The organism is Rhizobium sp. R635 (assembly GCF_002211285.1).
Classification (GTDB): domain Bacteria; phylum Pseudomonadota; class Alphaproteobacteria; order Rhizobiales; family Rhizobiaceae; genus Rhizobium.
In genome coordinates, this window is record NZ_LOKX01000036.1 from 189,174 (window position 1) to 216,170 (window position 26,997).

Genomic DNA, 26,997 nt, shown 5'->3' on the forward strand with positions numbered 1-26,997 from the left:
CTCTTCCTCCTTGTGGATGACCCATACTAGTCGCTCGGCAGCGGCCCGGGGAGTAACAAGATCGTCGGGAAAGAAGAGAGCGGCGGGCTCATCCAGCGGCGCGCCCGCCCGCGCCCGATCGCCTGCGCCCTGCCCTCGCCGGCGAGCGAATCCAGCGCCCGCTGCACGGTGCGCGGGCTGGCGCCGAGCGCGATCGAAAGCGCCGAACTCGCCCACGCCTCGCCATCGGCAAGGAGGGCGAGCACCGCCGCATGCGGCCCTTCGACGAGCGGGGCGAGCACGGCGATCTCCCCGGCGCCGCACGGCGACAGCGCAAAGCCGCGCTTGGTCGCCGAGACCTCCGCCAGCCCAGCCAGTTCGGCGCGAAGCCGGCCGATCTCGACGCGCAGCCGGGCGCGGTGGGATTCATCGGCATGTTTGCCGCGAAAGGCCCGCGCAATCAGCGCGCCCCGCGCCACATCCCCCGGCCAGGCTTCGGCAAGCGCCCGGGCGAGCGCGAAAAGCACCGGCCGGCTCGCGAGCGGCACGACCGCACCGCCCGCGCGCACGACATGGCGACAGGCATCGACGACGAGCGTGCCGTTGGAAAACAGCGCCTCCACCTCGGCAAGCAGCAGCGGCCGTTCGTCCCCGCGGGAGATCAGCCGCGCCGCCGGCAGATCGAGCACGCGGGCGGTGGTTTCGACCTCCGCCGTCAGCACGGGCATGCCGGCCTGCCGCGCCGCAAGCCTCGCCCGGTCGAGCGCCGCCCGCGCCGCCTCCGTCCGCAGGCGCCGGACGGCGATGCCCGATGCCACCAGCTCATGGGCCGCCCGCAATGGCGGCGGCAGCGGCATCGGGTCGAGCGCGGCCAATGCGCGCTCAGCTTCATCGAGCCGGCCGATCAGCACCATCCGGCGAATGGCGATATTGCCGGCATGGGCGGCGTTGACCCGGTCGCCATGCGCTTCCAAAACCCTGCGCGCCGTCTCCAGCGCCTTCGTCGGCCATGTCAGGTCGCGCGAGACGAGCGCGATTTCAGCCTCGGCGACCACGCAGCGCGCCCGCGCCACCGCCTCGCGCGGCCCGAAGGCACGCGCCGCACTCTTCAACAGCGCCTTGGCGCGGACGAGATCGCCGAGCTGCGCCATGGCAATGCCGCGCAGCGCGAGCGCCGGCGCATCGTCGCGCAGCGCCACCCGCTTCAAGGCACCCAGCGCATCACCCGATGCCAGCGCCCGCGCGGCGGCCGTGATCAGCGAGTCCATTCAAATCCCGTCACACTTGTCACTCCCGCCATTCGCCTGCCCGGCCGTAAGCTTCATCCAACGGCCGCAACCGAGCCGGATGCTACGACGAGAGACAGGCAAAGGAGAAGACCCATGACAGTGCCGAACGCAACACGCGAAGAATGGCTGGCCGCAAGGCTCGATCTGCTCGAGGAGGAAAAGGAACTGACGCGGCAAAGCGATGCGCTGGCGGCCAAACGCCGGCAATTGCCCCGCGTCCGGATCGACAAGGACTATCGCTTCGACACCGAAGGCGGCGGCGCCTCGTTGAAGGATCTTTTCGGCGGGCGCTCGCAGCTTCTGGTCTATCACTTCATGTTCGGGCCGGATTACAGCGCCGGATGCCCCTCCTGCTCGTCGATCGCCGATGGCTTCAACGGTTTCTTCGTCCACCTGGAAAACCACGACGTCGCCTTCTGGGCCGTCTCGCGCGCCCCGCTCGAAAAGCTCGAGGCCTTCAAGCGGCGCATGGACTGGAGCTTTCCCTGGGCCTCGTCGGCCGGCAGCGATTTCAACGCCGATTTCAGCGTCTGGTTCAGCCCGGAGCAGCAGCGCCAGGGCGAGATCGAATATAACTATCGCCGCGAACCGCCCGCTCCCGAGCCGGCGGCGGGCAAGACGGTGCCGGAATGGCAGCCGCGCGGCAGCGACGAACCCATCGTCCAGATCGCCTCCATGACCGGCACCGACGTCCCCACCTACACCCGCGACCGCCCTGGCGTCAGCGCCTTCGAACTGATCGACGGCGCCGTCTACCACAGCTATTCCAGCTATGCGCGCGGGCTCGACGGGCTCTGGGGCATGTACCAATGGCTCGACCGCGCCCCCAAGGGCCGCAACGAAACCGGCATCTGGTGGCGCCACCACGACCGCTACGGCAAGGAGTGACGACAATGGCGCTCTTCGCTCACGCCTCGAAACGGGCTGACGACGCCGGCCCCTCCCTCGACGCCGCCAACTGGCTGTCGCTCGCCGCAGCCCCGACATTCGCGATCATGGCGCTGCTGACGGCCGGGAGCCCGGATATGCTCTGCATGACCACGGCAGACGCCTTTCCGCTCACCGGGATGACATCGATGTACCTGCTGATGACCGGCTTCCACCTGGCTCCGTGGCTGCGGCTTGTTGGTGGGTGGAAGGGCCGCGGGTGATGGTTGGCATTCATCCGTTTTGCCCGTCACAGAAGCAGGGATGCCGTAAGAGAGGGTGTGCCGTGTAGCCCCCTCATCCGACCCTTCGGGCCACCTTCTCCCCGCTGGGGAGAAGAGGGAGCAAGCGGCGCGCGGCTGTAACCATATCAAGCGCTTCGATTGGGAGCGAGGCCTTGCGGCAATGTCCCTTCTACCCAGCGGGGAGAAGGTGCCGGCAGGCGGATGAGGGGGCCGCACGTGGTACGCAGCATAGGAATCCAGCCACGCGCGCTCAAGAGAACCTCACCCTGAGACAAATGATTCGAGCGATGGCACGCCACTCCAGCAATTATCAACAAGAGGTATGGCGGATGACGGCAAAACCATGCCATGACCGATCCACCACAAACCCAACGGACAAAGGCCTGGCCATGAAGAAGATCGGTTTTCTCTCTTTCGGGCACTGGACGCCCTCGCCTCAATCGCAGACGCGCTCGGCGGGTGACGCCCTGCTGCAGTCGATCGACCTTGCCGTGGCGGCCGAAGAGCTCGGCGCCGATGGCGCTTATTTCCGCGTGCACCATTTCGCCCGGCAGCTCGCCGCCCCCTTCCCGCTGCTGTCGGCCGTCGGCGCCAGGACGAAGCGGATCGAGATCGGCACCGCCGTCATCGACATGCGCTATGAAAACCCGCTCTATATGGCCGAGGATGCCGGTGCGGCCGATCTCATCGCCGGCGGGCGGCTGCAGCTCGGCATCAGCCGCGGCTCGCCCGAGCAGGTGATCGACGGCTGGCGTCATTTCGGCTACGGCCCGCCCGAAGGCGAGAGCGATGCCGACATGGCCCGGCGCCACGCCGAAGTCTTCCTCGAAGTGCTGCGCGGCGAAGGTTTCGCCAAGCCGAACCCGCGGCCGATGTTTCCGAACCCGCCGGGCCTGCTGCGCCTCGAGCCGCATTCCGAAGGCCTGCGCGAGCGGATCTGGTGGGGCGCAAGCTCCAACGCCACCGCCGTCTGGGCGGCCAAGCTCGGCATGAACCTGCAGAGTTCGACGCTGAAGGACGACGAGACCGGCGAGCCCTTCCACGTCCAGCAGGCCGACCAGATCCGCGCCTATCGCGAGGCGTGGAAGGCGGCCGGCCATACGCGCCAGCCGCGCGTCTCGGTCAGCCGCAGCATCTTCGCGCTGGTCGATGAGCGCGACCGCGCCTATTTCGGCTATGGCGGCGACGAAGGAGACAAGATCGGCTTCATCGACGAGAAGACCCGCGCAATCTTCGGCCGCAGCTACGCCGCCGAGCCCGACGTGCTGATCAGGCAGCTCGCCGAAGACGAGGCGATCGCCGAAGCCGACACGCTGCTGCTCACCGTCCCCAACCAGCTCGGCGTGGAGTACAATGCCCATGTCATCGAGGCGATCCTGACCCATGTGGCGCCGGCGCTCGGCTGGCGGTGAGCTCGGCGGCGATATTGATGGCTTTATCGAAGGACGGGTTTTGGGCGCGGGCATCACCCGGCCTATTCCCGTGCTTATCAAAGAGCGAGGATGGAGAATGCCTTGTGTCCAGCCGGACGAAGACCCCTCCCCAACCCCTCCCCACAAGGGGGAGGGACTAAGCTGAGGCACCGTCTCGCTCCTCCCGAAACGTCGAAGATTTAGGAAGCTGGTGCGGCAAGTTAAGCCCCTCCCCCTTGTGGGGAGGGGTTTGGGGCGGGGTCTTCTACAAGCATGCCGCCAACAGTCGGCGCCCCCTACCTCAAGCAGCATCAACGCCCCAAGCCTTGAACCATCGCATGGCTGACCGAGTTATGGCTGTACCGAACCGCTCGAGTTGCCTCATGCCACGCACGAACCTCAACGATATCCTGATTTTCATGGCCGTCGTCGATGCCGGAAGCTTTGTCGGCGGCGGTCAGGCCATGGGGCTTTCGCGTTCGGCGGCGGGAAAGGCCGTGATCCGCCTGGAGGATCGGCTGGGTGCGCGCCTACTCACGCGGACGACGCGGAGCCTCAGCCTGACCGAGGAAGGGCGGCTGTTCTACGAGCGAGGGCTGCAGATCCTCGCCTCGGTCGATGAGGCGGAGGCGAGTGTCGCGGGCAAGAGCGGCACGCCGCGCGGGGTTCTCCGGCTCACCGTTCCCGAGGCCTTCGGCCGGCTCGTGGTGCTGCCCCTGCTCGAAAACTATCTCAGGGCCTGGCCCGATCTCCAGGCCGAGGTGAGCTTCACCGACCGCTTCGCCGACATCGTCGAGGAAGGCTTCGATCTTGCGATCCGGATCGGCACGATGCCACCGTCAGCCGACAGCCGCCTCGCCTCCCGCGTCATCGCAAGCGAAAAGCTGCGGCTCTGCGCCTCGCCCTCCTATCTCGCCGAGCGCGGCGAGCCGCGCGATCTCGAAGATCTCGCCGCCCATGACTGCCTGTTCTTCACCAGCCGCAATCAAAGGCAGGGCTGGCGCTTCCGCGGTGAAGGCGGCGCCTTCGTCAAGGCGCCGGGGCGCAGCCGCCTGAGGCTCGACAGCGGCGAAGCCATCCGCGACGCGGCGCTGGCGGGCTTGGGCATCGCCCTCCTCCCCGACTTCCTGAGTGCCGCCGATCTGACCGCCGGCCGCCTTCGCCACGTCCTGCCTCACCTCGAAACCGAAGACGCCAAGATCGTGGCGCTCTACCCCGACAAACGCCTGCTCGAACCGCGCGCGCGCGGCTTCATCGAGCTGATGGCTGGGGAGTTCGGGCGTCGCGGGTAGAGCTGCCCAGTCCTTCAGGCGACGGCCTTGTCGAAACCGCGAAAACTCCTCAGCGCCAGCGGCGCGAGGGTGGCGGCGAGATAGGCGAGCCCGGTGAGGAACAGCGCTCCGGCAAGGCCGGTCGTGCTGATCAGCGCCCCGCCGACGAGGCCGCCGAAGGGGATGAGGGCAAAGCAGAGGGCCGCGTTCATCGCCGTGACGCGGCCGGTCAACGGTTTGGGGATGCGCTCGAAGATCACCGCCGACAGGATGGGATTGAGGAAGCCGGAGGCAAAGCCGGCGATGGCGAGCGTCGCGAAGACGGAGCCGAGCGGCGCATCGACCGCCAGCACCAGAAAGCGCGGAAATCCGGTCAGCAAAAAAGCCACGGTATAGACGATCAGGCGCGGCATGCGCTCGCCGATGCCGGCGGCAATCGCCGCCCCCGCGATCGAGGCGCCGGTGAAGGCGGCAAACATCGCGCCGAGCAGCTCCGGCCCGTGACCGGCATTCCGCGTCCAGACGGGCAGCAGCACGGCATGATAGGCCTGATCGAGCAGATTGGTGATCGCCACCATGGCGACGATGCTGACGAGCACGGCATCGCCGCTGAGAAAGCGCCAGCCCTCGCGGAGATCGTCGAGATAGGAGGCCGTCTCGCCCGGCAGGCGAGGCACGCGCCGCAGGCCTGTTATGCCCAGGCTGACGACCAGCGCGGCGGCAGCGAAAGTGACGGCGTTGACGACGAGCGCCTGGCCTGGGCCGATGAGCCCGATCAGCGCGCCGGCGCCGGCCGCGCCGACCGTCGAGGCCAGCCGCTCGATGGCGCTGGCAACACCTGTCACCCGCTCGAGCGGCACGTCCGCCAGCGCCGCGATATCGGGCACCATCGCCTGCTTGGCGGCGTCGGACGGCCCGCGCAGCACGCCCATGGCAAAGACGAGAAGCAGCAGCACCGGCACGGTCAAGAGACCGAAGAGATCGAGAAGCGGCACCAGCCCGACCACGACAACCGAAGCGGTGTCGCAGATGACGGCGATGCGCTTGGCGCCGACACGGTCGATCAGCGGCCCGCCGAGCGCCTTGGCGACAACGTAGGGCAACATCTCCATCATCGCCGTCAGCCCGGTCAGCACCGGGCTGCCTGTGGCGCTCAGCACCAGCCAGGGAATGGCGATGGTCGAAAGCCGGGTGCCGGAAAGCGAAAGCGTCTCGGCGGCGGCAAGCGCGAGGAACGGCCCGCCCCGCCTCACGGCTCGTCCTCCCGCTCGCGGTGCGGAACACGGCCCGGATAAGGGAAGGCATGCAGCATGACATAGAAAGGAACGACGTCAGGATTTTGAGAGGCCGCCTCTCCCAGCGGCGGGGCGGCCTGCATCGCTTCGAGAATGATGTTCCTCAGCCGCTTTGTCAGGGCCTCGGCCTGTTCAGCCGTCATCGGGATGATGATGTCGTCGGCGGCCGTCGCCTTGCGCCATTCGGCCGGCAGCTCGGCATATTCCTCCAGCGCCTGCTGCATCTGGCCGACCTGCAGCGAAAGTGCGGCCTGGTTGAAGGCGATATCGAGATCCAGCGCCTCCCCCTCGGCTTCGCTCGGCGGCACCGAGGTCAACTCATGGCTCGCGCGCCACCAGCGGTCGCGCCGCGAGGCATGCGGCGCCTCCTCGATGAAGCCGTATTGGGCGAGCTGGCGCAGATGATAGCTGGTCGCGCCGCTGTTCAGGCCGAGCCGAGCGGCAAGCTGCGTCGCCGTGGCCGGGCCGTCGATCCTGAGCATGCCGAGCATGCGCAGCCGCACCGGATGCGCCAAGGCCTTCAGCGCGGTCGGTTCGGGCACGACCCGGCTGACGGTACGGGAGGCGGCGGCATCTGGGGCAGGGTCAGAATCCTGTTCTTTCATGATCTAAGCATACATTGCAAACATATCTTTGCAAAGATTTCTTTGCAAAATTCATTGAGCTGGAAAGGCTCTTGAAAACCGGCATCGCACCTAGCCAAGCATGATTCCGCCCCCTAAGACCGTCGCCATGATCCGCATGAACGAGGGTACGGGATGGCTGAGGAAGCGCAGAAAAACATCGGCACGTGGTACATCGACCCCAATGCCGAAGACAGGATGGCCGATGGACATGCGCCCATCTGGCGCCACCTGATCGATCTGATCCTCGAGCGCGACCTCTCCGAAAAAAGCGTGCTCGATTTCGGCTGCAACCAAGGCGGCCTGCTGCGCCATCTCTATGCGATCCGCCCGTTCCGCAAGGCGCTCGGCGTCGACATCGCCGAAACCTCCATCGCCAAGGCCGAGACGCTGAAAGGCAATTTGCCGATCCAGCATCAGGTCGGCGGCAGGCTGGACGGCTGGAGCGAGGAATTCGATCTCGCCCTCAGCCACGAGGTCATTTATCTCGTCCCCGATATCGACGCCCACGCCGCCGACATCCGCCAGGCACTGAAACCGGGCGGCGTCTATTACGCGGTGACCGGATGCCACACGGACAACCCGCTCTGGCCGAAATGGCGCGAGCTCGTGGCCACACGCACCAACACCGTCGTTCAGGATCGATCGATCACCGATTACGGCCGCGCCTTCGAAAAGGCGGGCTTCGACGTCTCCGCCCGCAAGCTCGAATATGACGGCTTCATCCCCTTCGTGGCGGACGGCTGGACGCCGGACTTTGCCGATGCGCTCAACTATTACACCCAGACCAAGATCGTCTTCAGGCTGGTGAAGCGCTGAGGCGGCCAGGAGATCGCATCTACAGCAGGTCTGACGGATTGACGCGGATGCCGAACCGTGCCTTTTCGCCGGACCAGGAATGGATGCCGATCACCTCCCCCGTCGCGAAGGAGACGAGCGGAGCGCCGGCCGCGCCGACATCGCCGTCGCAGCGATAGGCAATGACGGATTGTTCGTCGATCTCGCTGATGCTGCATTCGGCATCCACCGAGGCGCTGAAATCGGCGGTATCTCCCTTGAGGAACGGCATGATCAGCCGGTCGCCAACGACGGGCGCATCTGGCCTTATCTTCAGGATCTGTTTTCCAGAGACGGGAGCCGTCAGCCTCAGCAAAGCGATCCGGTGATCGGAAGACCCCTCGCCGCGCAGAACGACACTTTCGACCCGTGGCTCGGCCCCGGCTGCGGCGACTCCCTGCAGCTTTATATCGCCGAGTTTCGGTGAGCCCGCAGCAATGTCGCCCGGCACGCAATAACCGATCGTCGCTATCGTCCGCTCGCCGATCAGGAAACCGGTGCATTTCTGCCATTCCCGAACGCTCTGCCGGATCATCACGAGCACCAGCGATTCCCCCGCATTCTGGACGCGTTTCAACACGCCGCCATCCAGTATGTTGTTGCCGCCGAAGGCCCGCCAATTATCGGCCGCCGATGCGGTCGCGGCGGAAACCGTCTGCGGGGCGAGTGCAGGATCCTTCTTCAGATATTCCGAAACCGGGCCGCTGTAGTTGGGAATGAGGCCAGAATCGACGAGAAAATGAAGATTGGCAATTCTGGCGGCGCTGTCCGGCACTTCCAGATATTTCTTGATCAGCTCCGACTGAAGCTTTTCCCGCTCCAGCGTGATGGTATTCTCGCTCTTCTCTCTTTCCAGAGCGATGGTGTTCTGGTTGGAGTAATAAGCCGTGATGGAATTGACGAATATCGTGATGATGCCGCCGAATATTGCCAGCAATAACGGTGATTTGAGGAAACCGAACCGCTCTCGCATCATCTCGATGCGCGACGTCTCCTGCTTGTACTTGAATTCCTTGTCGAACTTCTCTTTCTCGAATTCGAAAAGCTCGCGCTTTGAAGGTTCTTCCGTTCCCTTGATACCATTCATCTTATGGCCCCCGCCCCCTGCAACAAACGCAGTCGATGCAACTAGAATATAGGTGTCGAGCTGTATTGCAATCTGATGACGGTTATACCTGGATCACGCCTGGCACCGACTGAAGTTTCACCAGCTCGACATCGAAATGCGGCGGACTATCTGCAGTGACCTGGACGAAACGGCCCCTGACGCGAAAGATTTCCTGGACGAGGTTGCGCTCGGCAAGCTCATGCGGGGCGCCGTCGAACCTGAGGTGCCCCTTTTCGAGCAGTGAAATGCGGTCGCTGACCGCGATTGCCTGGTTGATGTCATGGATCGCCATGACGACGGTCACGCCCTTTTGGCGGCTCAGCCGATGCACCAGATCGAGCACCTCGACCTGATAGCCGATATCGAGGAAGGAGGTCGGCTCGTCGAGCAGCAAGATCTCCGCTTCCTGGGCGAGAGCGGCTGAAATCCACGCCCTCTGCCGTTCGCCGCCGGACAGTTCCCGCAGGCTGCGGTCGGCCAAATCGGACAGCCCGGTACTTTCGAGCGCCCATTCGATCGCCTCTTCGTCGCGGCTGTCATAAGAGCGGAACAGGCCGACATGCGGATATCGGCCCTGGCGCACGAGCTGGGCGACGGTCATCTCATCGGGTGCGGTCGGCTGCTGTGGCAGGAAGGCGAGCCGCTTCGCCAGCATCCGGCGCGACATGGAGGCGACAGCAATGCCGTCGAGCGACGCCCTGCCCTCGGCCGGGCGGATGAGCCCGGCCAGCGCATGCAGCGCCGTGCTCTTGCCCGAACCGTTCGGGCCGATCAGCGCCCGGATCTCGCCCTTTTCGAGCGAAAGGCTGAAGCTGTCGAGAACTTTGCGCTTGTTGTACGTCACCGAGAGGTCGGAACAGGACAATGGCATTTCGGCCTCACATGGTTTTGCGCAGCAGCGCGAGCAGAAGCGGAACGCCGAAGACGGCTGTGACCACGCCGATCGGAATTTCCTCGGCCTGCCCCAGCAGCCTGCCGATGAGATCGCCGAGCGTGACGATGACGGCGCCGAGCACTATCGTCAGCGCAAGCGACAGCATGAAATTCCGTCCCGACAGAAAGCGCGCGAGATGCGGCACGATGAGGCCGACGAAGACGATCGGGCCGACCGCGCCGACGGCACTCGCCGCAAGCGCGCAGGAGACGATCAGCACGATCGAGAACTGCCTGCGATAGCCGAGGCCGAAGGAGCGGGCGACAGGCGCATCGAACCGCAGCAGCGTCAGCGGCCGGTAGATGACCGGCAGCATGGCGAGCCCGGCGATGGTGAAGGGCAGCAGAAAGAGCGCGTGATCCCAGCTGCGGGCGTAAAGACTGCCGGACAGCCATTCGAGAATGATCTCGATGCGGGCCGATCCCCATCCGGCGATGAGGCCGATCGCCATCGCATGCAGCACCGCGCCGACCGCCACGCCGCAGAGCGTGATGCGCAACGCACTGAGCCCGAGGCGGAAGGCGAGCAGATAGATGACGCCGCCGGCAAGCAGGCCGCCGGCAAGGCCTGCCGCAGGCAGCCATGCGACCGGCAGTTCGGCCAGCGTGTTCGAGCCCGGCTCGAAGATATAGACAGTAAAGAGCAGGAAGATCGTCACCGACAGCGTGGCCCCCTGCGACACACCCATCAGCGATGGGTCGGCGAGCGGATTGCGGGTGATGGTCTGCAGGAGATATCCCGCCAACGAAAAATGGATGCCGGCGAGAATGCCGGTGGCGATGCGCGGCAGCCGGATATCGAGGATGATCAGCCGCGCTTCCGCCGAACCGCCGCCGGTCAGGACGGCCGCGACGTCACCCATGGGAATATCGGCGACGCCGAGGAAGACCGCCGCCGCTAGCGACAGGAGCGCGAAGACGCCAAGCGCGAAGGCCATGCCGAAACTTGTTGAATCGGCCGATATCGATGCCGGCGCGCTCATCGCGTCTCACCCGCAAGGCTCAGCCGTCCGCGCTGGACGAGATAGATGAAGATCGGGCCGCCAAGCAATGCGGTGATGATGCCGACCGGCAGCTCGCGCGGAATGGCGATGCTGCGCGCGAAAACGTCTGCGACCGTCACGATTAGCGCGCCGAGAGCCGCGCTCAACGCGATCTCCCATCCGGTGCCGCTGGGCTTGAGCAGCCGGGCGATGTGGGGAGCGGCAAGCCCGACGAAGGCGACCGGCCCGGCGATCGGCGCGACGCCCGCGACCGGGACGACGGCCAGAATGAGGATGAGCGGCTTCCACAGGCCGAGCTGCAGGCCCATTCCGGCCGCTGCATGATCGCTGAGCGTGAACATGCCGATGACGCGCCGCAGAACCAACGCCCCGACGACGCCGGCGATCGTCCAGGGCAGCATGTAGAAGAGATGAGACCAGGTGCGCCCCTGGAAACCACCGGCAAGCCAGAAGAGCAGCGATGCCGATTGCGGCCCGGTCAAGAGCAGCACATAGGTGGTGATCGCGCCCAGAAACAGCGAGACGCTGACGCCGCCAAGCGCAAGCTGCAATGGCCGTCCCTGCCCGCCGCGCGACACCCAGAACGTCATGGAAGCCGCGGCAAGCCCTCCGGCAAGGCCGATGAAGGGATAATAGGCTGGCGAAAGCCAAGGCAAGAAGACGAAACAGCAGACGATCGGCGCGACCGCGCCCGAGGTCACGCCGGTAATGCCGGGATCGGCCAGGGGATTGCGCGTCAGCGTCTGCAACACGTAGCCGGAAACCGCAAGGCCCGCTCCGCCGGCCGCCGCCGCTAGGCTGCGCGGCAGGCGCAGCGTCCAGACGAGAATGGATTCGAGCTTGCCGTCGGGCGCCAGGAGCACGCGCAACACGGTCTCCACTGAAAGCGTCTTGGCGCCGACCAGCAGGCCGAGCATCGCCGCCAGCGTGGCGGCGACGGCGATGAGCCCTATGGCCAGGAATGATTGCCGGGGGCTCATTGCAAGCCTTGTCCCGGAATTAGTTCTGCAACTCGGCCGGGATCAGCTTGGCGGCTTCGGCCTTGACGTCGACGGCCGGGAACGTATCGGGGTAGAGGTAGTGCGCGGCCTCGCGCAGGACGATTTCGCGGGCGATCGGGCCATTGGTCTCGACCCACTGGTCGCCGACATAGAAGACGCGGTTGTTCTTCACCGCCGACAGTTGCGACCAGATCGGGTTGCCTTCATGTGGGCGATCCGGGCCGGAATCATAAACGAAGATGACCTCCGGATCTTTTTCCAGCATGGTTTCCAGGCTGAGGTCGATGCCGAATTCGCCGCCGGCGGTCTTCGGCCCGGGAACATTGTCGCCGCCGATCGCAGCCACGATCGAGGCCGAGGTATTTTCCGTATGGAAAGCGAAAGGCGTCGCACCGCCCCACATGATCAGGAAGCGCGGATGAACATCCTTAGGCGCCTTGGCGGCGAACTCCGCCAGATGCTTGCGGAAATCGGCGTTCAGTTGCTCGCCGCGCTCGGGCTTGCCGAGCAGCTTGGAAAGGGCGGCGGTCTCGCTGTAGCTCTCTTCGAGCAGCTCCATATTGTAGGCAACGTAAGGCGCGATGTTCTGAAGCTGGGCAGCATTGCCGGCCGTGTAGCGGCGGATGGCGATGATCAGGTCCGGCTTGGCTTCGGAGAGAAGTTCGAGATTGGGCTTGGCGCGCTGGCCGATCTGCTTCATCCCGGACGTCAGGCCGAGCAGGAAATCGGGCTCGCGGCCTGAAGTCATATAGGTGCTTGCGACCGGCTTGATGCCGAGCGCGAGAGCCACGTCGTCGGCGAAATAGGAAATCGAGGCAATGCGCTTCGGCTGCGCCGGGACTTCGACGGTAACGCCGCGATCATCGATGATGACGCCGCGATCATCGACGATCGAAACCTTCTTGCCATCATCCGCCTGGGCGGCACCCGCCACCAGCATTGCGGACAGGCCCAGGACCGAGAAAAATCTACCTGCGTATCGAGTCATATCTGACAACTCCCCTCTGATACGCAGAGGCTTTAGCCAAAAAAGAGGAGTTTAACAATCAGGATTCTTTTGCGCGCTTTCTGAGAAAACACGGCTGTCTCAATCCTCCGGCAGGGCAAAGACCGCGCAGGGCTCGGCGATGCCGCGCAGGGCGTGTTCGCCGAGCGGCGTCAGCGGGCCTTCGGTGTTATCAGCCACGGCGCCCGAGATCAGCACGCTTCGGCCGAGCGGCTTGCAGAGCCCTTCCAGCCGGCTGACCAGATTGACGGCCGGGCCGATGGCTGTGAAATCAAGCCGATCGGCGGCGCCGATATTGCCCCAGAGGATCTCGCCGAAATGCAGTGCGGCGCCGAAAGGCAGCGGCGCCAGCCCCTGGGCCTGGCGCATCTGGTCGAGATGAGCCATGCCGGCGCGGCAGGCGGCGACGGCCCGCAGCGCCGCCTCGCAGGCTTCCCGATCGGCCCGGGCTTCGTCGCCGGAAGCCTTCGCGACGGGAAAGATCGCCAGCACGCCGTCGCCGATGAATTTCAGCACCTCGCCGCCGAAGGCGTGCACCGCGCCGGCGACGCGGTCGAAATAAGCGTCGAGCGCCGATATCATCGCCTGCGGTTCCGTCACTTCAGAAAGCGCGGTGAAATCCCGCAGATCGGCGCAGAGAAGTGCCGCGCGAATGGTTTCGCCGGTGCCGCGGGCAAGCGCGCCGGACTGGACACGCGCCGCACTGCGCCGGCCGAGATAGGCTTCCAGCAGCGCCGCCCGCGCCTCCCGTGCCGCCAGCGCTGCCAGCGGCGCGGCGGCAAAACGCGCGACCTCCTTCAGCCGCGCGGCTTCATCGGAAGCGAATTCACCCGCCCCTGCCCCCTTGCCGATGCCAGCCCAGCCGAGCATGGCGCCATCCTGCGAAGGCCCGATCCTCTCCTCCCAAACCGGCCCGAGCCCGGCCAGCCACTCGCGCCCGGCATCGCTTCGCGGTGCGGCGGCAAAAGCGAGCGCCTCGATGACCGCCCCGGTCTCGGCCCGCCACAGCCAGGTGCGCCGCGCGATGATCGGATGCGGCACCGAAAGCGTCAGCGCCCCGCCGGAAAGCGCCAGGCCATCGGCCAGCAGCCGGCGCCCGAGCTCGGCCAGGAAGCGCTCGGGAGCGGGCGACGCCGCGGCCTCGTCAATCAGCCAGGCAAGAGAGGGAGGCAGATCCATGTGTTAACATTGCATCGCCCCGGGGATGTCCGCAAGCGAACGTTCCACAACCCTGTCAACCCCATCACCGAACAAGCCTGTGGAAAACCGTTCATCACGGTGGAAAACAACCAGATAAACACCTTTAAATTGCGCGACATTAATTCGGTTATGTGCCAGCTTGTCATTAGCGATTGAGGGGTTGCTATGGGCACGACATATTGGCCGAAAGATCCGCTTGACGGGAATGACATGACGCTGCTGACGTCGATCCTTCGGCGCTGGTGTGCGCGTTATGGGATCGAATTCACGGCGGAAGAGAGCAAGCGGAAGGCCAGGGAACTCGTCGAGTGGTTCGAGTTCGGGGTCAAGGACCCGGCCGAGCTCGAAGAGCTGATCGACGGAAAGCACTGGCTCGTCAGCCGCATCTGAGCGCAGCCGTCATTTCCAAGAGATAAAGGCCGGGCGAAACATCGCACCGGCCTTCGTTCGTCTGCCTCTGTCCAAGGATTTTAGTAGTCGTCCCGCCAGCGGCGTTCGCGATCCCAGCGCCGCTCCTCGCGCCAGCGCGGGCCGTCCCAATGGCGGTGATGCCGCCGTTCCCAGCCCCAGCGCGGCGGACCGCCGTAGAAAGCCACCGGCGGCGGGCGGCGCCAGTTGCGTCGGCATTCGCCCCAGCGGGTCAGGTGCCAGCCGCGGCCACAGGCGTAGTCGACCTTTGTGACAGTGCTCTCAACCTTGATTGTCCCTACCGGCATCGCCTGCGCTGTGCCGATCGAGAGGCTGCCAGCGAGCAAGGCAGCCGCGATAGAAAGTGCCTTCATCGAAAACTCCATTTCATCCAGCCGCAACCACCTTAGGAGCGCCAAATTGAACTGGAGATGAACTGCACGTTCATGTTTGGAGGCAGGAAAACAGCGCTTTTGGACGCCCGGCCGCAGCGCCGGCAAGCCGTTCCTCCCGCAGCGTCAGGCGCTTGAGGAGCGTCCCCTGCCTGCCGAAAACCGTTCATGTCCTGCCGTAAAAAGGATCCGGACCGGGGTCCCGTCCGGCCGCGACTTCGGTCAGCCGGCCGAGATAATGCGCCCAGCCTTCCTCATGGCCCGCGCACTGCTCCGCACTCGGCAGACCGCTGTGGGTGAGCCGCAGAAGCGTCCCGCCTCCCTGCTCGATCAGATCGATCTCGACCAGGCTCGATCCCGGCGGCACCACCTCGCTGCCGTCCCAGCCGAAACTGTAGGCAAGCCGATGCACCGGCACCACCTCGCGAAACGAGCCGCGCGCAAAGCGGGCGCCGGTGACGTTGACGAGATAAAGCCCGCCCGGCTCCGGCTCGATCTCCGCCTCCGTCCCCATCCAGCGCAGGATCTTCTCCGGATCGGTCATCAGCGCAAACACCGCCGCCGGCGGCGCCGCGATATGCGCCTCGCGATGGACGACGAAAGGTTCTGGCATCGCTCTCTCCCATGGTTGCTGCCCTGCCCCTTATGACGCCGAGCGGCATGCTTTTTCGACATGGATGTCCTCAGCAGGAGCATGTAGGCGGAAGGGCGTGATCAGCAAGGGTGGTGGGGTATGCATCTATCGTCTGTCAGAGCACTCCCCTCGCCCTTCGAGGGGGCACCACCTCTCCTCCTCATTCCTGTGCCTGTCACAGGAATCCAGCCACGGCGCGTCCGCGCCGTGAATGACTCACGAATGGCTCACCTGGAATGAAGAGAGTCTCCCGTGCCCAAGGACTTAGGCGCGCTGGATCCCTGTGACGAGCACAGGGATGAGGGAGGTTGGAGCAGCGTGCAGCATCCCGCAACATCCCTCATCCCGCTCAGGCCAGAGGCCGGAGCCTCGAAGGACATGCTGCAACGGTGCTCCTTGTATCCATCAGCCGCCAACCCCACCCACGAAACCATCTTCCCCCTATTGCCAGCCCGCCGCCTTGCCCCTATTGTCGCGCTGTTCTCAGGGCGGGGTGAAAGTCCCTACCGGCGGTATGCAGTTTCAATTGCGAGCCCGCGAGCGCCTTCTTCGGAAGGGTCAGCAGATCAGGTGAGATGCCTGAGCCGACGGTCATAGTCCGGATGAAAGAGAACGCGCGTTGCTGCTGCCCTCCCGGGCTGGCGGCGGACGTTCGTGATCGCCTTGGGTGACGTGTCTGTACGCCAAAGGAGATGACTATGACACCCACCCGTTATGCCTTCGTCAAAGCCGGCTGGCACGCCGATATCGTCGACCGTGCGCTCGAAGGTTTCCAACAGCTCGTTCCCGCCGAGCAGATCGACGTGTTCGATGTTCCCGGCGCCTTCGAAATGCCGCTCCTGTCGCGCGATCTTGCCGCCACCGGCCGTTATGCCGCCGTCATCGCCGCCGCCTTCGTCGTCGATGGCGGGATCTACCGCCACGAATTCGTCGCCCAGGCCGTGGTCGATGGCCTGATGCGCGCCGGCATGGATACCGGCGTGCCTGTTCTGTCGGTCTCGCTGACGCCGCATCATTACCAGGAAACCGAGCATCACACGCAGATCTACCGCGCCCATTTTGTCGAGAAAGGCCGCGAGGCGGCACGCGCCGCTCTCATGATCGGGAAAACGCGCGCGGCTCTTGCGGCATAGAAGCCCGCGCAATTGACGGCGGGATTGGCCCGCCGTCCCTCGCTGGAGGACCTTTACCGGCGCGCCGTGTGGCACCCCTCTCGTCCCAAGAGGCGGACCATCGCCCACCACCTCACCGGTAGAACATATCCCGCCACTGCTTCTCGCCGATCAGGCAATCCGTCAGCGGCCCGGCGCCGGCGACCCTCTCCACCGTCGGCGGCGGGGACAGGCCGCTGATCTCCAGCACCAGCTTGCGGCGCACGGCGATGGCGAAATCCTCTATTCTGTGGACCGGCAGCACGAAGGCGCCGGGGCCGCCGATGACGCAATCGGCGTAATATTTGTCGAGCCCGCCGGGCGCATCGGAAGGACGCAGCATGATGGCCAGCCCATTGATGATCATGCCTGACGCCACCGTCTTGTCGCGGACGGGCGTGACGGGATCGCCCGAGTTGTTGGGGCCGTCACCGGAAACGTCGATCACCTCGCGCCTGCCCTGGAAGGGACCGGTGGCGATCATGCTGGCGCCCTGGTCGATGGCGGTCGAGATCGAGGTGCGCCGCTGCGTGCCGATCGGCCGGGCGTCGAGCTTGTCGGCAAAGGCGATCGCATCCGCTTCCGTCTCGATCACCTGCCAGTCGATCATCGAATCCTGGACGACATAGCCCGCCCATTCGAAATAGCTGATGGCGATGCGGCCGGTGAGCCCGCCTTTCACCGCATCGATGAATTCCTTGTGCTTGAGCGCCTCGACATAACCCCGGCGCTGGATGCTGATCTCCTCGAAATCCATCGACCGGGAGGTATCGACGGCAAGCACCAGCGTGACGTCGACTTCGTTGCCGCCGGCGCCTGCGGCCGGAACGAGACCGGAAAGACCCATGAGCACCGCAATCGTCGTCAGCATCGACAAATCCCCGCGCCATCAAGCAGGGAAACTGTAACACAGCTTGGCCCGCGCAGGACGCCCGGCCGCGCGAGGGGCTTCAATTTTCGGTGATATCAGCAACGCCTGCCTCGCCCTTCGAGGTTCCGGCCTGGACTCTTGGTTGCGTGATCTGCGCGGCCTCTCCACGATGCTTCATTGGGGCACTGCCTTCTCCTCCCTCATTCCTGTGCCTGTCACAGGAATCCAGTGCGCCCAAGTCCTTGGGCGCGAGAGACTTTTCAACTCTCGTATTGAGTCATTCACCGCGCGGACGCGCGGTGGCTGGATTCCTGTGACGAGCACAGGAATGAGGGAAGGAAGGTTAACGCATCATCTCGCTTCTCAAGGCCCCTACGAGCACCTTCGGGGAGGCTCTTCCGAGAACCTCACCCTCACCCCGCCACCAAAAGCAGCACATAAGCAATCACGCTCACCATCAGCCCGCGAAACGCAAATGTAACGCAGCGGTATTTGTTGCGGGCGATGGCGGAGAGGATGTTGGCGTTTTCGAAGTATTGGTCGAAGAGGTAGCGCTCGTCGCGGCGAAGAGCGGCGTCGAAGAACATGTCGCGATGCTTGGGCCAGGCGCCCCAGAACAGCGAGGTGGAAGCGCCGAGACGGCGCGGCAGCACGACGAGGATCGCCGACAGGATGGAGAAGACCGAGGCTGCGGCCAGCAGGCCGGAAAACAGCATGCTGCCCGGCGCGCTGCCGGTGTAGCGCGCCAGGCTGAAGACCGCCCTCACCTCGCTGGAGCTGACCAGAAAGGCGAGCATGAAAGTAAAGATATAGGCGGCCTTTTGATCGGATATCTTGATCTGATCGTAAAATATGTCGTTGATTTTCTTGATATGATCAAAATATTCGGTGCTGACGTCCCCGCTTGAGGGATTGCTCAGCATAACCTCAGTGGCATTTTCGAACTCGCTCACGTCAATACTCCACCCCAAAAGTGTTTCCCTGATAGTACACTTTGGAACGAAAGCAAGAACACGTGTGCAACGTGCTTGACTTTTTCACTCTACACGGACAAAGGGGAAGCGGGGTGTGGGGTCGAGGACATGCGGGGTTATTCCAATAACATCTGTCGCGTCGGGATGGCGCTTGCGTTTGCCGTGCCCGGTTTCGGGCTGCCGGCAATGGCCGACCCCGTGCAGCGTGCAACACCGGTCGCCGGCTCCGTCATCGCCCGCAAGACCGGCGAGGAAGTTCGCTTCATCGACGTATCGGACTGGCGCGTCGTCGACATCAACCAGGATCTTTTGACCGGCGACGTGCTGCGCACCAATGCTAACGGCCAGCTTGCCATCGTCTTTTCCGATCACACACAGGTCCGCCTCGGCCGCAATTCCTCGCTGCAGGTCAAGAAGATGGCCGCGAGCGGCGATACAGTGCTCAATCTCCAATCGGGCACCATCTGGGCGCGCGCCGAGCGCGGCGGCCAGGGCCTGACCGTGGAAACACCGGCCGCCGCAGCCGCCATCCGCGGCACGGACTGGACGATGACCGTCGAGGGCGCCAAGACCTCGATGATCGTGCTCGAAGGCCGCGTGGCGCTCAGCAATCCGCAAGGCAGCGTCGAAGTCAACGAGGGCGAAGGGGCGGTCGCCACCATCGGCCAGGCGCCGACCAAGATCATCAGCGTCAATCCCGACGACCGCGAGCAGATGCTCTTCTATCTGGACCTGCGCGACGGCTTCGACCTGATGCCGACCTCGCCGCTGCGGGCCGACCGCATGGCGAAGGAGCGCCGCCGCCTGCTGGCGTTGCCGCCGGAGCGCCGCACGAGCGAAGACTGGCTGGAGCTTGCCGAAGTGCAGAGCGCCTTCGACGGTCGCCAAGCCGCGGCCGCGACGCTGGAGAAAATCCGCGGCCGCAAGCTGACGGCAGCCCAGCAGGCACGCGTCGACCTGATCGACGCCACCATCGCCGGCTCGGAAAAGCGCTATGGCGATGCCGCCAGGCTCTTTCAGAAGGCCCTGCCGCATCTCGATCCGACACGCCGCAACATGGCGCAATATGGCGGCTATTTCGCCCGTTCGCTCGCCGACCCCGCCCATGCCGAACCGCCGCCGGCCAACAGCGCCGGCCCCTACGGCGCGATCATGCATGCCTATACGACGGGCTTCCTGGAAAACCCGCGCGCCGCGCTCGAGATCATCAAGAAAGCCGAACAGCGTTATCCGGACGATCCGACCCTGCCGGCGGTGCGCGCCCAGCTGGCGGAGCTCACCGACGACCGTGAGCAGATGAAGGAAGCGATCGAACGCTCGCTGGCGCTCGACCCTGATCATCCGATGGCGCTCGCCGCCCGCGCGGGCTACAAGGCGAACTATGAGAGCGACATCGACGGTGCGCTTGCCGATCTCAATCGTGCGATCGAACTCGCGCCCGGCGGGTCGAGCACGTTGAATTCACTCGGCCTGCTGCAGAGTTCGCGCGATGCCAACGGCGAGGCGGAAACGGCCTTCAAGAAGGCGATCGAGCTCGATCCGCAGGACCCGCTCCTGCACGCGAACCTCGCGATCCTCTATCTCGACCAGGCGCGCATGAAGGAAGCCAAGCGCGAGATCGACACCGCGATCGCCCTCGACCCCTCCTTCGATCTCGCGCTGCTTGCCCGCGGCCGCTACTATCTTCAGACCGGTGAACGCGACAAGGCCCTGCAAGACCTGCTCGCCGCCAGCACCGCCAATCCCGCGCATTCGCAGTCGCAGTTCATGCTGGCAGCCGCACACTACGAAAAGGGCGACCGGCTTCCCTCCGAGCAGGCGCTCGACAACGCCAACCGTCTCGACGATGACGATCCGGTCATCGCGGCCTTCCGCACCGCGATCGATATCGACGACTACGATTCAGATGGCGCCATCCGCAACGCGCAGGAATTCCTGCGCCGCTCGCGCGCCCGTGGCGGTGATTACAGCGGCCTCGGCGCCAATGCGAGCGCCGGCTCGACCCTGAACAACGCCTTCCGGCTACAGGGCCTGGATGCCTGGGGCCGCTATTACGGCGATGCGGTTTTCGATCCCTTCAAAGGCAGCGGCTATATCGATCAGGCGATCAAGGGCAGCATCTTTCCTTTCGTCAACGCCACGAATTTCAGCGACGACAATATCATCCAGAACCGCGGCAACGCGTCGAGCTATTCATCTTTCATCCAGGGCCTGCTGATTTCTCCGCACATGCTCTCCGGCCGTTCGCGCTCGGCATCACTCTTCGACGTGCCCTTCATCGAAGGCTCGCTCGGCGGCGGCATCAACAGCGTCGACGGCCATACGAGGCGCACCGGCGAGGCCGATATCCAGGGCTATTCCAATGAGACCATCCCCATCAGCTTTTATGGCAATCTAAGCTGGGAAGAGCTGGCGCTTGATCGCGACTACCGGGATTTCGGCGGTGTCCAGACGGATAACAAGCTGCTGAGCGCCAACGGTTATCTGACGGCAACCGTCACGCCTGACGATCGCGTGGTCGCTTTCGTCAACCATGCCAAAAACGATGGAACACTGAGCGCGCAGACGCAGGGCACGACACTGACGGACCTGTTCAATCTGGCAGGCTTTCCGATCAGGACGACGGTATTGCCGGAATATGTCGGCCGCGATGTTGACAACGAGATAACCAACGCTGGGCTTGGCTGGAGCCACACCTTTGCCTACGAAAACATATTAAACGGCGCATTCTTTTATTCGGAGATCAAGTCGCGGACGGCAATCTCTCTTCAGGTCGACGATGCCCCGGTTTTACCCCTGCCCGACCCGGACATCATTCCGGTTCTGGATACGAGAGAGGACACGACCTCCAGAACCTACATCGGTGCTCTCAACCATTCCATCGGCAGCGGGCCGCTGACTTGGCGATACGGTATCGAAGGCGGTTGGATCGACACCAGCAAGACCACCTACTCCCGCCTTTATGAACTCGTTCCTCTCGTCCCACTCATCCCGGAAATCATCGACGGTCCGACCACCACGAGCAACACCGTCAATATCGCCCGCGCCTATGTCGATGTGCTGCATGAGATCACGCCTGATCTCAAAGGCGAATACGCCTTGTTCGCCACACGCCTGGAAGGCGACGGCATCGATATCAGCCGGCTGGAGCCGCGCTTCGGCCTCGCCTGGGCGCCGGCTCAAGGCCACTGGCTGCGTGCCGCCTTCATGCGTCAAAGCTTCGATACCACCGTGCCGACCCTTGCCCCGATCGGCATACTCGGGCTACAGACCAACCAGTTTTCCACCAATCCGCAAGGCTATACGGATACGGTCGCCCTGCAGTGGGATGCCGAATGGACCGACCGTTTCTTCACTTCGGTCGAGTATCAGCATCAGGAATTGCACGATTTTTCGATCGATCTGCCGCTGATCTCGCTTCCCTCGGATACCAGCCTTCCGATCTCGCGCGGCAGGATTGATCGCGCCGCGGTCACTGCCAACGTCGTGCTCGGCCATGGTTTCGGCCTTTCGGCGACCTACGCCTATATGGATTCGGAAAACAGGGATCCGCTCGAGCCGATCTACGGCGGCCCCCTTCCCTTCATACCGCAGAATTCAGGGCAGATTGCACTGACCTGGGTCAACGAAGCCAAGGTCAAGGCGACCGTTGCCGCCAACTATTTCGGCGAGCGCGATGGCGATCGGTTCGGCACCAAGCTCGACGACTATTGGAGCCTCGACGCCCACCTGGTCTGGGAACCTTTCGACAAGCGCATGGAGCTGGAGGCGGCCGCCTATAACCTGCTCGACGAGGACTTCGAGATCACCCCCGGCGTGCCCGGCTGGGGCCGCGCCTTCAAGGGCACGCTCAAAGTCCGCTTCTGATGCAGGTGCGGGACAAGCCCCGGCAGGCCAGGCAGATCAGGAGCCGTCATCTCCGGCTCCTGGTGCTGTCGCTGACCACGCTGATCGCCATCTCGCTGCTGTCGCGCCTGCCCGCCTGGTCGCTGCTGGAGCTCAGAAGCTTCGACTATCTCTCGACCGTCGACGATCCCCGCCCGCCGCAGGGCGGGCCTGTCATCGTCGCCATCGACGAACCCTCGCTTGCCGATATCAACGCGCAATGGCCCTGGCCGCGCAGCCTTCATGCCGAACTCGTCAGCCAGTTGCGCGCCGCCGGCGCCCGCGTCGTCGGCCTCGACATCATCATGGCCGAGCCCTCGAACCCGGATAATGACGCGGCGATCGCCGCCGCGGTCGGCCCCGATATCGTGCTCGCCGGCGACGAGACGCTGATCGAGACGCCGCAGGCCTCGCAGCTGATCCGCGCCACACCGCTGCCGCAGCTAACGCAAGCGGGCGCCGTCACCGGCATCGCCTCGATCGATCTCAGCGGCGACGGCATCTTCCGGCGCATTCCGGGGTACGAGGACGGCTTTGCGGCAATGCTCGCGAAGACAGCGGGAGCGGCACGCGCCTCCGTGCCGGCCGGCCAGTTGATCCAATCCTTCGGCCCGGCCCGCAGCTATCCCACCGTTTCCTATTACCAGGCGCTCGACCCGAAGAACCTGCTGCCGCCGGATTATTTCAAGGACCGCGTCGTGCTGGTCGGCCTCAGCCTGCAGAATGCGCCGGCGATCGACAAGGGCGGCGTCGATGCCTTTGCCACACCCTATACCGTCCACACCGGCAAGCTCGTCTCGGGCGTCGAGATCCAGGCGACGATCTACGACAACATCCGCAATGGCCTGTCGATCGCCGAAGCCCGCTTGCCGACGGTTGCCGCCTGCATCCTGATATCGGTGCTGCTTGCCGCCGCCACCGTCTGGCGCTCGACGGGGTGGCTGACGGTCGTGACCAGCGCGGCCGCCCTCCTCGCTTTTGCGGCCGTCAGCTTCGCGGGCATCCGGCTGGCCCATGTCTTCGTCTCGCCGCTCGGGCCAACGGTCGCCTATATCTCCGTCGTCTTCGGCCAGGCCGCCTTCGATTTTGCCGAAGAGCGCCGCAACAAGCGCCAGATCACCCGCGCCTTCGCCCAGTATATCTCGCCGGATCTCGTCCGGCGCCTGTCGAACGACCCCTCCCAGCTGAAGCTCGGCGGCGAGCGGCGCACGCTCTCGGTGATGTTTTCGGACGTGCGCGGCTTCACCACCATCGCCGAGACGCTGAAGGACGATCCCGAGCAGCTGACCGGCCTGATCAACCGGCTGCTGACGCCGCTTTCCGACGTGGTGATGGATCACGGCGGCACGATCGACAAATATATGGGCGACTGCATCATGGCCTTCTGGAACGCGCCGCTCGACGATCCCGACCATGCGCTGCATGCCGTGCGCGCCTCGCTCGCCATGCAGGCGGCGATTTCGAGGCTGAACACCCAGCTGGAGCGGGAGGCGGCCACCCTTGGCCGCAAGCCGCACGTCCTGAAGATGGGCGTCGGCATCAACACCGGCGAATGCATCGTCGGCAACATGGGCTCGAACCGCCGCTTCGACTATTCCTGCCTCGGCGACAGCGTCAACCTCGCCTCCCGCCTCGAAGGCGCCTCGAAGAATTACGGCGTGGCGCTGCTGCTCGGCGAAGAAACAGCAAGGCTCGTCGCCAACACCTACATCATCGTCGAACTCGACCGCATCATCGTCAAAGGCCGCACCGTCCCCTCACCCGTCTTCACCGTCGTGCACAAGGCCGACGCCGAAGCCCTCACCGCCCACCAGGCCTTCATCGACGCCAAATACGCCGCCACGCTTGCACCGTCCGATCCGGTTTTTGATACGCTGGCTGCGGATATACCGGAGCTTGCGGGATATTATGCGATGGTGCTGGATGGGCTTGCGGAAGGCGGGGAGTGATCGCGCAGCGACTTGAGCTTCGACGCGGCAGTGCGACGGGGACGCGTATTTCAGGATGAGAGTGGATGGGCGTGCCGTGTGGCACCCCGGCAAAGGGAAAAAAACCTGTCTTGCACCCAAGAGAGCCTCATCCTTGCTGAGGGGCTTCCTCCCTGTGCGTCGGCGCAGCATTACCCAGATCATTAGCTACCCGCAGCCTCGCAATCTCAGGCCCCACAACCGCAATGAACAGCCCGGGATCGCCGAGTGCCCTCGCCGAGAGCATCGCCCCATGAACCGAAGCCATCAGCATTTGCGCCTGCTCTTCCGGCCGCTTGTCCAGCCGGAAGTGGCCCTGCTCGACGCCGGCCTGCAGCACTGAGGTCAGCCATGCGGCGAGCCCCTGGAAATGGGCGCGGACGCGGGAGGCGACTTCTTCCGGCAGCATCTGCATTTCGCTCGCCAGCATCGCGCAGACGCAGAAGGGCCGCGAGGCGTCGCGGATACATGTGTTCCAATAGTTTATGTAGAGATGCAGCTGATCGGCGGGGCTTGCAGCCTGCCCGCGCAGCGACTGCAAACCCGCCTCCGCCTGCTTGGTGTAACGATCCACCAGCACCGAGACCAGCTCGGCCTTTGTCGGAAAATGATGGTGGATGCTTGCCTTGCGGATGCCGATCGCGGCCGAGATATCGGCATAGCTGAAGCCGTTGTAGCCTCCCGCCACGATGAGCGACTGCGCGATGTCGAGGATTTTGTCGGACGTCGAAGCCATTGATTTCATAGCGTCGCCTACCCTCTGGTAGGCAGATTGTCAAGCCTGGAGCTGCATCGCTTGCATCACAAGAAGGTGTGCGGCCGCGGCGTTGACTCCTATTTCTTATCTACCTACTAGTAGGGAGGAAATTACAAAGGAACCGCCGATGCAAACTCAATCTTCCCTCCAGTCCGACTGGCTGAGAGCCTATTATTTCGCCTGCGCCGCCTTCTCGGTGATCTGGATCGCCGCCGCCATTCTCCTTGCCGGGCAGCCAGGCGCCGTGGCTTTTCTGCTGGTGGTCTATCCCCTGTGGGATGCGCTCGCCAATCTGATCGACGCCAGGGTCAATGGCGGCCTGCAGGCCAACCCGTCCCAGACGTTGAATGTCGCCGTCAGCACCGTCACGGCGCTTGCCGTCGCCATCGCGCTCGGCCACAGCACCTATGCGGTGCTGGCCGTATTCGGGGCCTGGGCGATCCTCTCGGGCCTGTTGCAGCTCTATACCGGCGTCAGGCGCTGGCGCATCTACGGCGCCCAATGGGTCATGATCCTCAGCGGCGCGCAATCGGCCCTTGCCGGCGGCTACATGATCAGCCAGTCCTTTGCCGCCGCCGCGCCGACGATCCTCGATATCGTGCCCTATGCCGGGTTCGGCGCCTTCTACTTCCTGCTGTCCTCGATCTGGCTCGTCGTCGCGGCCCGTCGCAAGGCACATGCATAGGCGCTGCCGGTCCGCGCGGCGGCGATCCGAAGTATTGCCGCCGCCGCCCATTCCCATGCTCCCGGCGGAGAATTGCGGGAGACGACCACCTTCTTTCGCGCTATGAAGAGTGGTCAGAACTCCCGCCCATAGACCCCGAGGTCACTCCATGGCTTTGAAAGTTCTCTTCATTGGCGGCACCGGCCAAATCTCCCATCCATGCGTCGAACGCGCCGTTGCCGAGGGCCACCATGTCAGCGTCTTCAATCGCGGCCTGAGAAGCGCCGCCTTGCCCGCCGGGACGACCTCGATCGTCGGGGAACTCGGATCGGACGCCCATGCCGATCTCGCCAGGGCCAATTATGATGTCGTCTGCCAGTTCATCGCCTTCACGCCCGATCAGGTCGCCCGCGACATCGAGGTCTTCTCGGGCAATTGCGGCCAGTACATCTTCATCTCCTCGGCCTCGGTCTATGAAAAGCCGCCGCGTCATTACGTGATCACGGAGGAGACGCCGGCGATCAATCCCTACTGGCCCTACAGCCAGGCCAAGATCGCCTGCGAGGAACTGCTGAAGAAATCCGGCAATCTCGCCTGGACGATCATCCGCCCCAGCCACACCGTCCGCACCGGCCTGCCGATCATGATGGGCGACAGCGACATCATGGCGAGACGCATGCTGGACGGCGAGCCCATCATCGTGGCCGGCGACGGCCACACGCCCTGGACGCTCACCCGCTCGGTCGATTTCGCCGTGCCCTTCGTCGGGCTTTTCGGCAAGCCAGCGGCGCTGAAAGAGATTTTCCACATCACCTCCGACCGCGCCCATATCTGGAACGATATCCAGAAGACGATCGCAAGATTGCTGGGCGTCGAGGCCAGGATCGTCCACGTGCCGACGGACACGCTGATCAGATACAATCCGGAATGGATCGGCCCGCTCCTCGGCGACAAGGCATGGACGGCCATTTTCGACAATTCGAAAGTCAAGCGCGTGGCCGGCGACTTCACCTGCGCCGAGAGCCTGGACGAAATCCTCGCCGACTCGATCATGCACCTCAAGCAGCGCCTGGCGAAGAGCCGCCCGCCGAAGGGTGAGCTGGATGCGCTGATCGACAGGATTTGCGCTGAGCAAGGTGCGCTTGGTTAGGATAGACAGCAGGC

25 protein-coding genes, 1 pseudogene and 1 riboswitch are annotated in these 26,997 nt (G+C 64.4%); of the genes and pseudogenes, 11 read left to right on the forward strand and 15 right to left on the reverse strand.

The genetic code is table 11. The annotated features are described in order from the left end of the window. Positions 1-26 precede the first annotated feature (26 nt). Positions 27-1,247 (reverse strand): helix-turn-helix domain-containing protein, encoded by a 1,221-nt coding sequence (locus tag ATY78_RS26790; RefSeq protein ID WP_088685312.1) that lies wholly within the window; start codon positions 1,245-1,247, stop codon positions 27-29. A gap of 114 nt (positions 1,248-1,361) precedes the next feature. On the opposite strand from ATY78_RS26790, the gene ATY78_RS26795 reads away from it, so the two are divergent. From ATY78_RS26795 to ATY78_RS26810, 4 genes are all read left to right on the forward strand, one after another. Then, entirely contained in the window at positions 1,362-2,156 is a 795-nt protein-coding gene (locus ATY78_RS26795; RefSeq protein WP_088685313.1) for a thioredoxin family protein, read from the forward strand. Between the two features lie 5 nt (positions 2,157-2,161). Beyond that, positions 2,162-2,419 (forward strand): hypothetical protein, encoded by a 258-nt coding sequence (locus tag ATY78_RS26800; protein WP_088685314.1) that lies wholly within the window; start codon positions 2,162-2,164, stop codon positions 2,417-2,419. 410 nt (positions 2,420-2,829) lie between these two features. Then, the gene (locus ATY78_RS26805) at positions 2,830-3,852 is read left to right on the forward strand and encodes an LLM class flavin-dependent oxidoreductase (protein ID WP_088685315.1); all 1,023 of its coding nucleotides are present in this window, start codon (positions 2,830-2,832) and stop codon (positions 3,850-3,852) included. A 383-nt stretch (positions 3,853-4,235) separates the two neighbouring features. After that, the gene (locus ATY78_RS26810; RefSeq protein ID WP_088685316.1) at positions 4,236-5,144 is read left to right on the forward strand and encodes a LysR family transcriptional regulator; all 909 of its coding nucleotides are present in this window, start codon (positions 4,236-4,238) and stop codon (positions 5,142-5,144) included. Positions 5,145-5,158: 14 nt separating this feature from the next. Here ATY78_RS26810 and ATY78_RS26815 read toward each other — a convergent pair whose 3' ends face one another. Beyond that, positions 5,159-6,376: an MFS transporter gene (locus tag ATY78_RS26815; RefSeq protein WP_088685317.1), complete on the reverse strand. Its 1,218-nt coding sequence runs from the start codon at positions 6,374-6,376 to the stop codon at positions 5,159-5,161. Further along, positions 6,373-7,023, reverse strand: a complete 651-nt coding sequence (locus ATY78_RS26820; protein ID WP_088685318.1) for a helix-turn-helix domain-containing protein — start codon at positions 7,021-7,023, stop codon at positions 6,373-6,375. The genes ATY78_RS26815 and ATY78_RS26820 overlap by 4 nt, the downstream gene beginning before the upstream one ends. A gap of 153 nt (positions 7,024-7,176) precedes the next feature. On the opposite strand from ATY78_RS26820, the gene ATY78_RS26825 reads away from it, so the two are divergent. Then, complete coding sequence (locus ATY78_RS26825) at positions 7,177-7,860, forward strand: class I SAM-dependent methyltransferase (RefSeq protein ID WP_088685319.1); 684 nt, start codon at positions 7,177-7,179, stop codon at positions 7,858-7,860. Between the two features lie 19 nt (positions 7,861-7,879). On the opposite strand, the gene ATY78_RS26830 is transcribed toward ATY78_RS26825, so the two are convergent. The 6 genes from ATY78_RS26830 to ATY78_RS26855 all read right to left on the reverse strand — a co-directional run bounded on the left by ATY78_RS26830 (position 7,880) and on the right by ATY78_RS26855 (position 14,109). Beyond that, positions 7,880-8,965, reverse strand: a complete 1,086-nt coding sequence (locus tag ATY78_RS26830; RefSeq protein ID WP_088685320.1) for a serine protease — start codon at positions 8,963-8,965, stop codon at positions 7,880-7,882. Positions 8,966-9,047: 82 nt separating this feature from the next. Continuing rightward, complete coding sequence (locus ATY78_RS26835; RefSeq protein WP_088685321.1) at positions 9,048-9,857, reverse strand: ABC transporter ATP-binding protein; 810 nt, start codon at positions 9,855-9,857, stop codon at positions 9,048-9,050. 7 nt (positions 9,858-9,864) lie between these two features. Further along, positions 9,865-10,857 carry an iron ABC transporter permease gene (locus tag ATY78_RS26840; protein WP_088685366.1) on the reverse strand — a complete coding sequence of 331 codons (993 nt, stop codon included), beginning with the start codon at positions 10,855-10,857 and terminating at the stop codon, positions 9,865-9,867. A gap of 41 nt (positions 10,858-10,898) precedes the next feature. Continuing rightward, a complete protein-coding gene (locus ATY78_RS26845) occupies positions 10,899-11,903 on the reverse strand; it encodes an iron ABC transporter permease (RefSeq protein WP_088685322.1) in 1,005 nt (334 codons plus the stop codon). 19 nt (positions 11,904-11,922) lie between these two features. After that, positions 11,923-12,912, reverse strand: a complete 990-nt coding sequence (locus ATY78_RS26850; protein WP_088685323.1) for an ABC transporter substrate-binding protein — start codon at positions 12,910-12,912, stop codon at positions 11,923-11,925. Positions 12,913-13,011: 99 nt separating this feature from the next. After that, complete coding sequence (locus ATY78_RS26855; protein ID WP_088685324.1) at positions 13,012-14,109, reverse strand: adenylate/guanylate cyclase domain-containing protein; 1,098 nt, start codon at positions 14,107-14,109, stop codon at positions 13,012-13,014. A gap of 186 nt (positions 14,110-14,295) precedes the next feature. Between ATY78_RS26855 and ATY78_RS26860 the strand changes: the two genes are divergently transcribed. Then, positions 14,296-14,520, forward strand: a complete 225-nt coding sequence (locus ATY78_RS26860) for a hypothetical protein (RefSeq protein WP_088685325.1) — start codon at positions 14,296-14,298, stop codon at positions 14,518-14,520. 80 nt (positions 14,521-14,600) lie between these two features. Here the strand turns inward: ATY78_RS26860 and ATY78_RS26865 are convergent, their stop codons facing one another. Both ATY78_RS26865 and ATY78_RS26870 read right to left on the reverse strand, forming a co-directional pair. Beyond that, on the reverse strand, positions 14,601-14,912 hold the full coding sequence (locus ATY78_RS26865) for a hypothetical protein (RefSeq protein WP_088685367.1): 312 nt from the start codon (positions 14,910-14,912) through the stop codon (positions 14,601-14,603). A 184-nt stretch (positions 14,913-15,096) separates the two neighbouring features. Then, positions 15,097-15,543 (reverse strand): SRPBCC family protein, encoded by a 447-nt coding sequence (locus tag ATY78_RS26870; RefSeq protein ID WP_088685326.1) that lies wholly within the window; start codon positions 15,541-15,543, stop codon positions 15,097-15,099. A gap of 496 nt (positions 15,544-16,039) precedes the next feature. Beyond that, a riboswitch (FMN riboswitch) is annotated at positions 16,040-16,182 on the forward strand. An 80-nt stretch (positions 16,183-16,262) separates the two neighbouring features. Here ATY78_RS26870 and ATY78_RS26875 point away from each other — a divergent pair. Next, positions 16,263-16,697 carry a 6,7-dimethyl-8-ribityllumazine synthase gene (locus ATY78_RS26875; protein WP_011425937.1) on the forward strand — a complete coding sequence of 145 codons (435 nt, stop codon included), beginning with the start codon at positions 16,263-16,265 and terminating at the stop codon, positions 16,695-16,697. Between the two features lie 112 nt (positions 16,698-16,809). On the opposite strand, the gene ATY78_RS26880 is transcribed toward ATY78_RS26875, so the two are convergent. From ATY78_RS26880 to ATY78_RS26885, 3 genes and pseudogenes are all read right to left on the reverse strand, one after another. Next, positions 16,810-17,586, reverse strand: coding sequence for a DUF1194 domain-containing protein (locus tag ATY78_RS26880; RefSeq protein WP_088685327.1), 777 nt, complete (start codon positions 17,584-17,586; stop codon positions 16,810-16,812). A 187-nt stretch (positions 17,587-17,773) separates the two neighbouring features. Then, a pseudogene (locus ATY78_RS28940) lies at positions 17,774-17,922 on the reverse strand (tRNA lysidine(34) synthetase TilS); the annotation flags it as partial. Positions 17,923-17,999: 77 nt separating this feature from the next. Continuing rightward, positions 18,000-18,539, reverse strand: coding sequence for a Pycsar system effector family protein (locus tag ATY78_RS26885; protein WP_088685328.1), 540 nt, complete (start codon positions 18,537-18,539; stop codon positions 18,000-18,002). A 129-nt stretch (positions 18,540-18,668) separates the two neighbouring features. Between ATY78_RS26885 and ATY78_RS26890 the strand changes: the two genes are divergently transcribed. Further along, a complete protein-coding gene (locus ATY78_RS26890) occupies positions 18,669-22,427 on the forward strand; it encodes a FecR domain-containing protein (protein ID WP_088685329.1) in 3,759 nt (1,252 codons plus the stop codon). Further along, a complete protein-coding gene (locus ATY78_RS26895) occupies positions 22,427-24,394 on the forward strand; it encodes an adenylate/guanylate cyclase domain-containing protein (protein ID WP_088685330.1) in 1,968 nt (655 codons plus the stop codon). Before ATY78_RS26890 ends, ATY78_RS26895 begins: the two co-directional genes overlap by 1 nt. A 127-nt stretch (positions 24,395-24,521) precedes the next feature. On the opposite strand, the gene ATY78_RS26900 is transcribed toward ATY78_RS26895, so the two are convergent. Beyond that, positions 24,522-25,157, reverse strand: coding sequence for a TetR/AcrR family transcriptional regulator (locus ATY78_RS26900; RefSeq protein WP_088685331.1), 636 nt, complete (start codon positions 25,155-25,157; stop codon positions 24,522-24,524). A 139-nt stretch (positions 25,158-25,296) separates the two neighbouring features. Here ATY78_RS26900 and ATY78_RS26905 point away from each other — a divergent pair, with 139 nt between their 5' ends. Continuing rightward, positions 25,297-25,854 carry a DUF308 domain-containing protein gene (locus tag ATY78_RS26905; protein ID WP_088685332.1) on the forward strand — a complete coding sequence of 186 codons (558 nt, stop codon included), beginning with the start codon at positions 25,297-25,299 and terminating at the stop codon, positions 25,852-25,854. Between the two features lie 148 nt (positions 25,855-26,002). Continuing rightward, a complete protein-coding gene (locus ATY78_RS26910) occupies positions 26,003-26,983 on the forward strand; it encodes an SDR family oxidoreductase (RefSeq protein ID WP_088685333.1) in 981 nt (326 codons plus the stop codon). Positions 26,984-26,997: the final 14 nt, after the last annotated feature.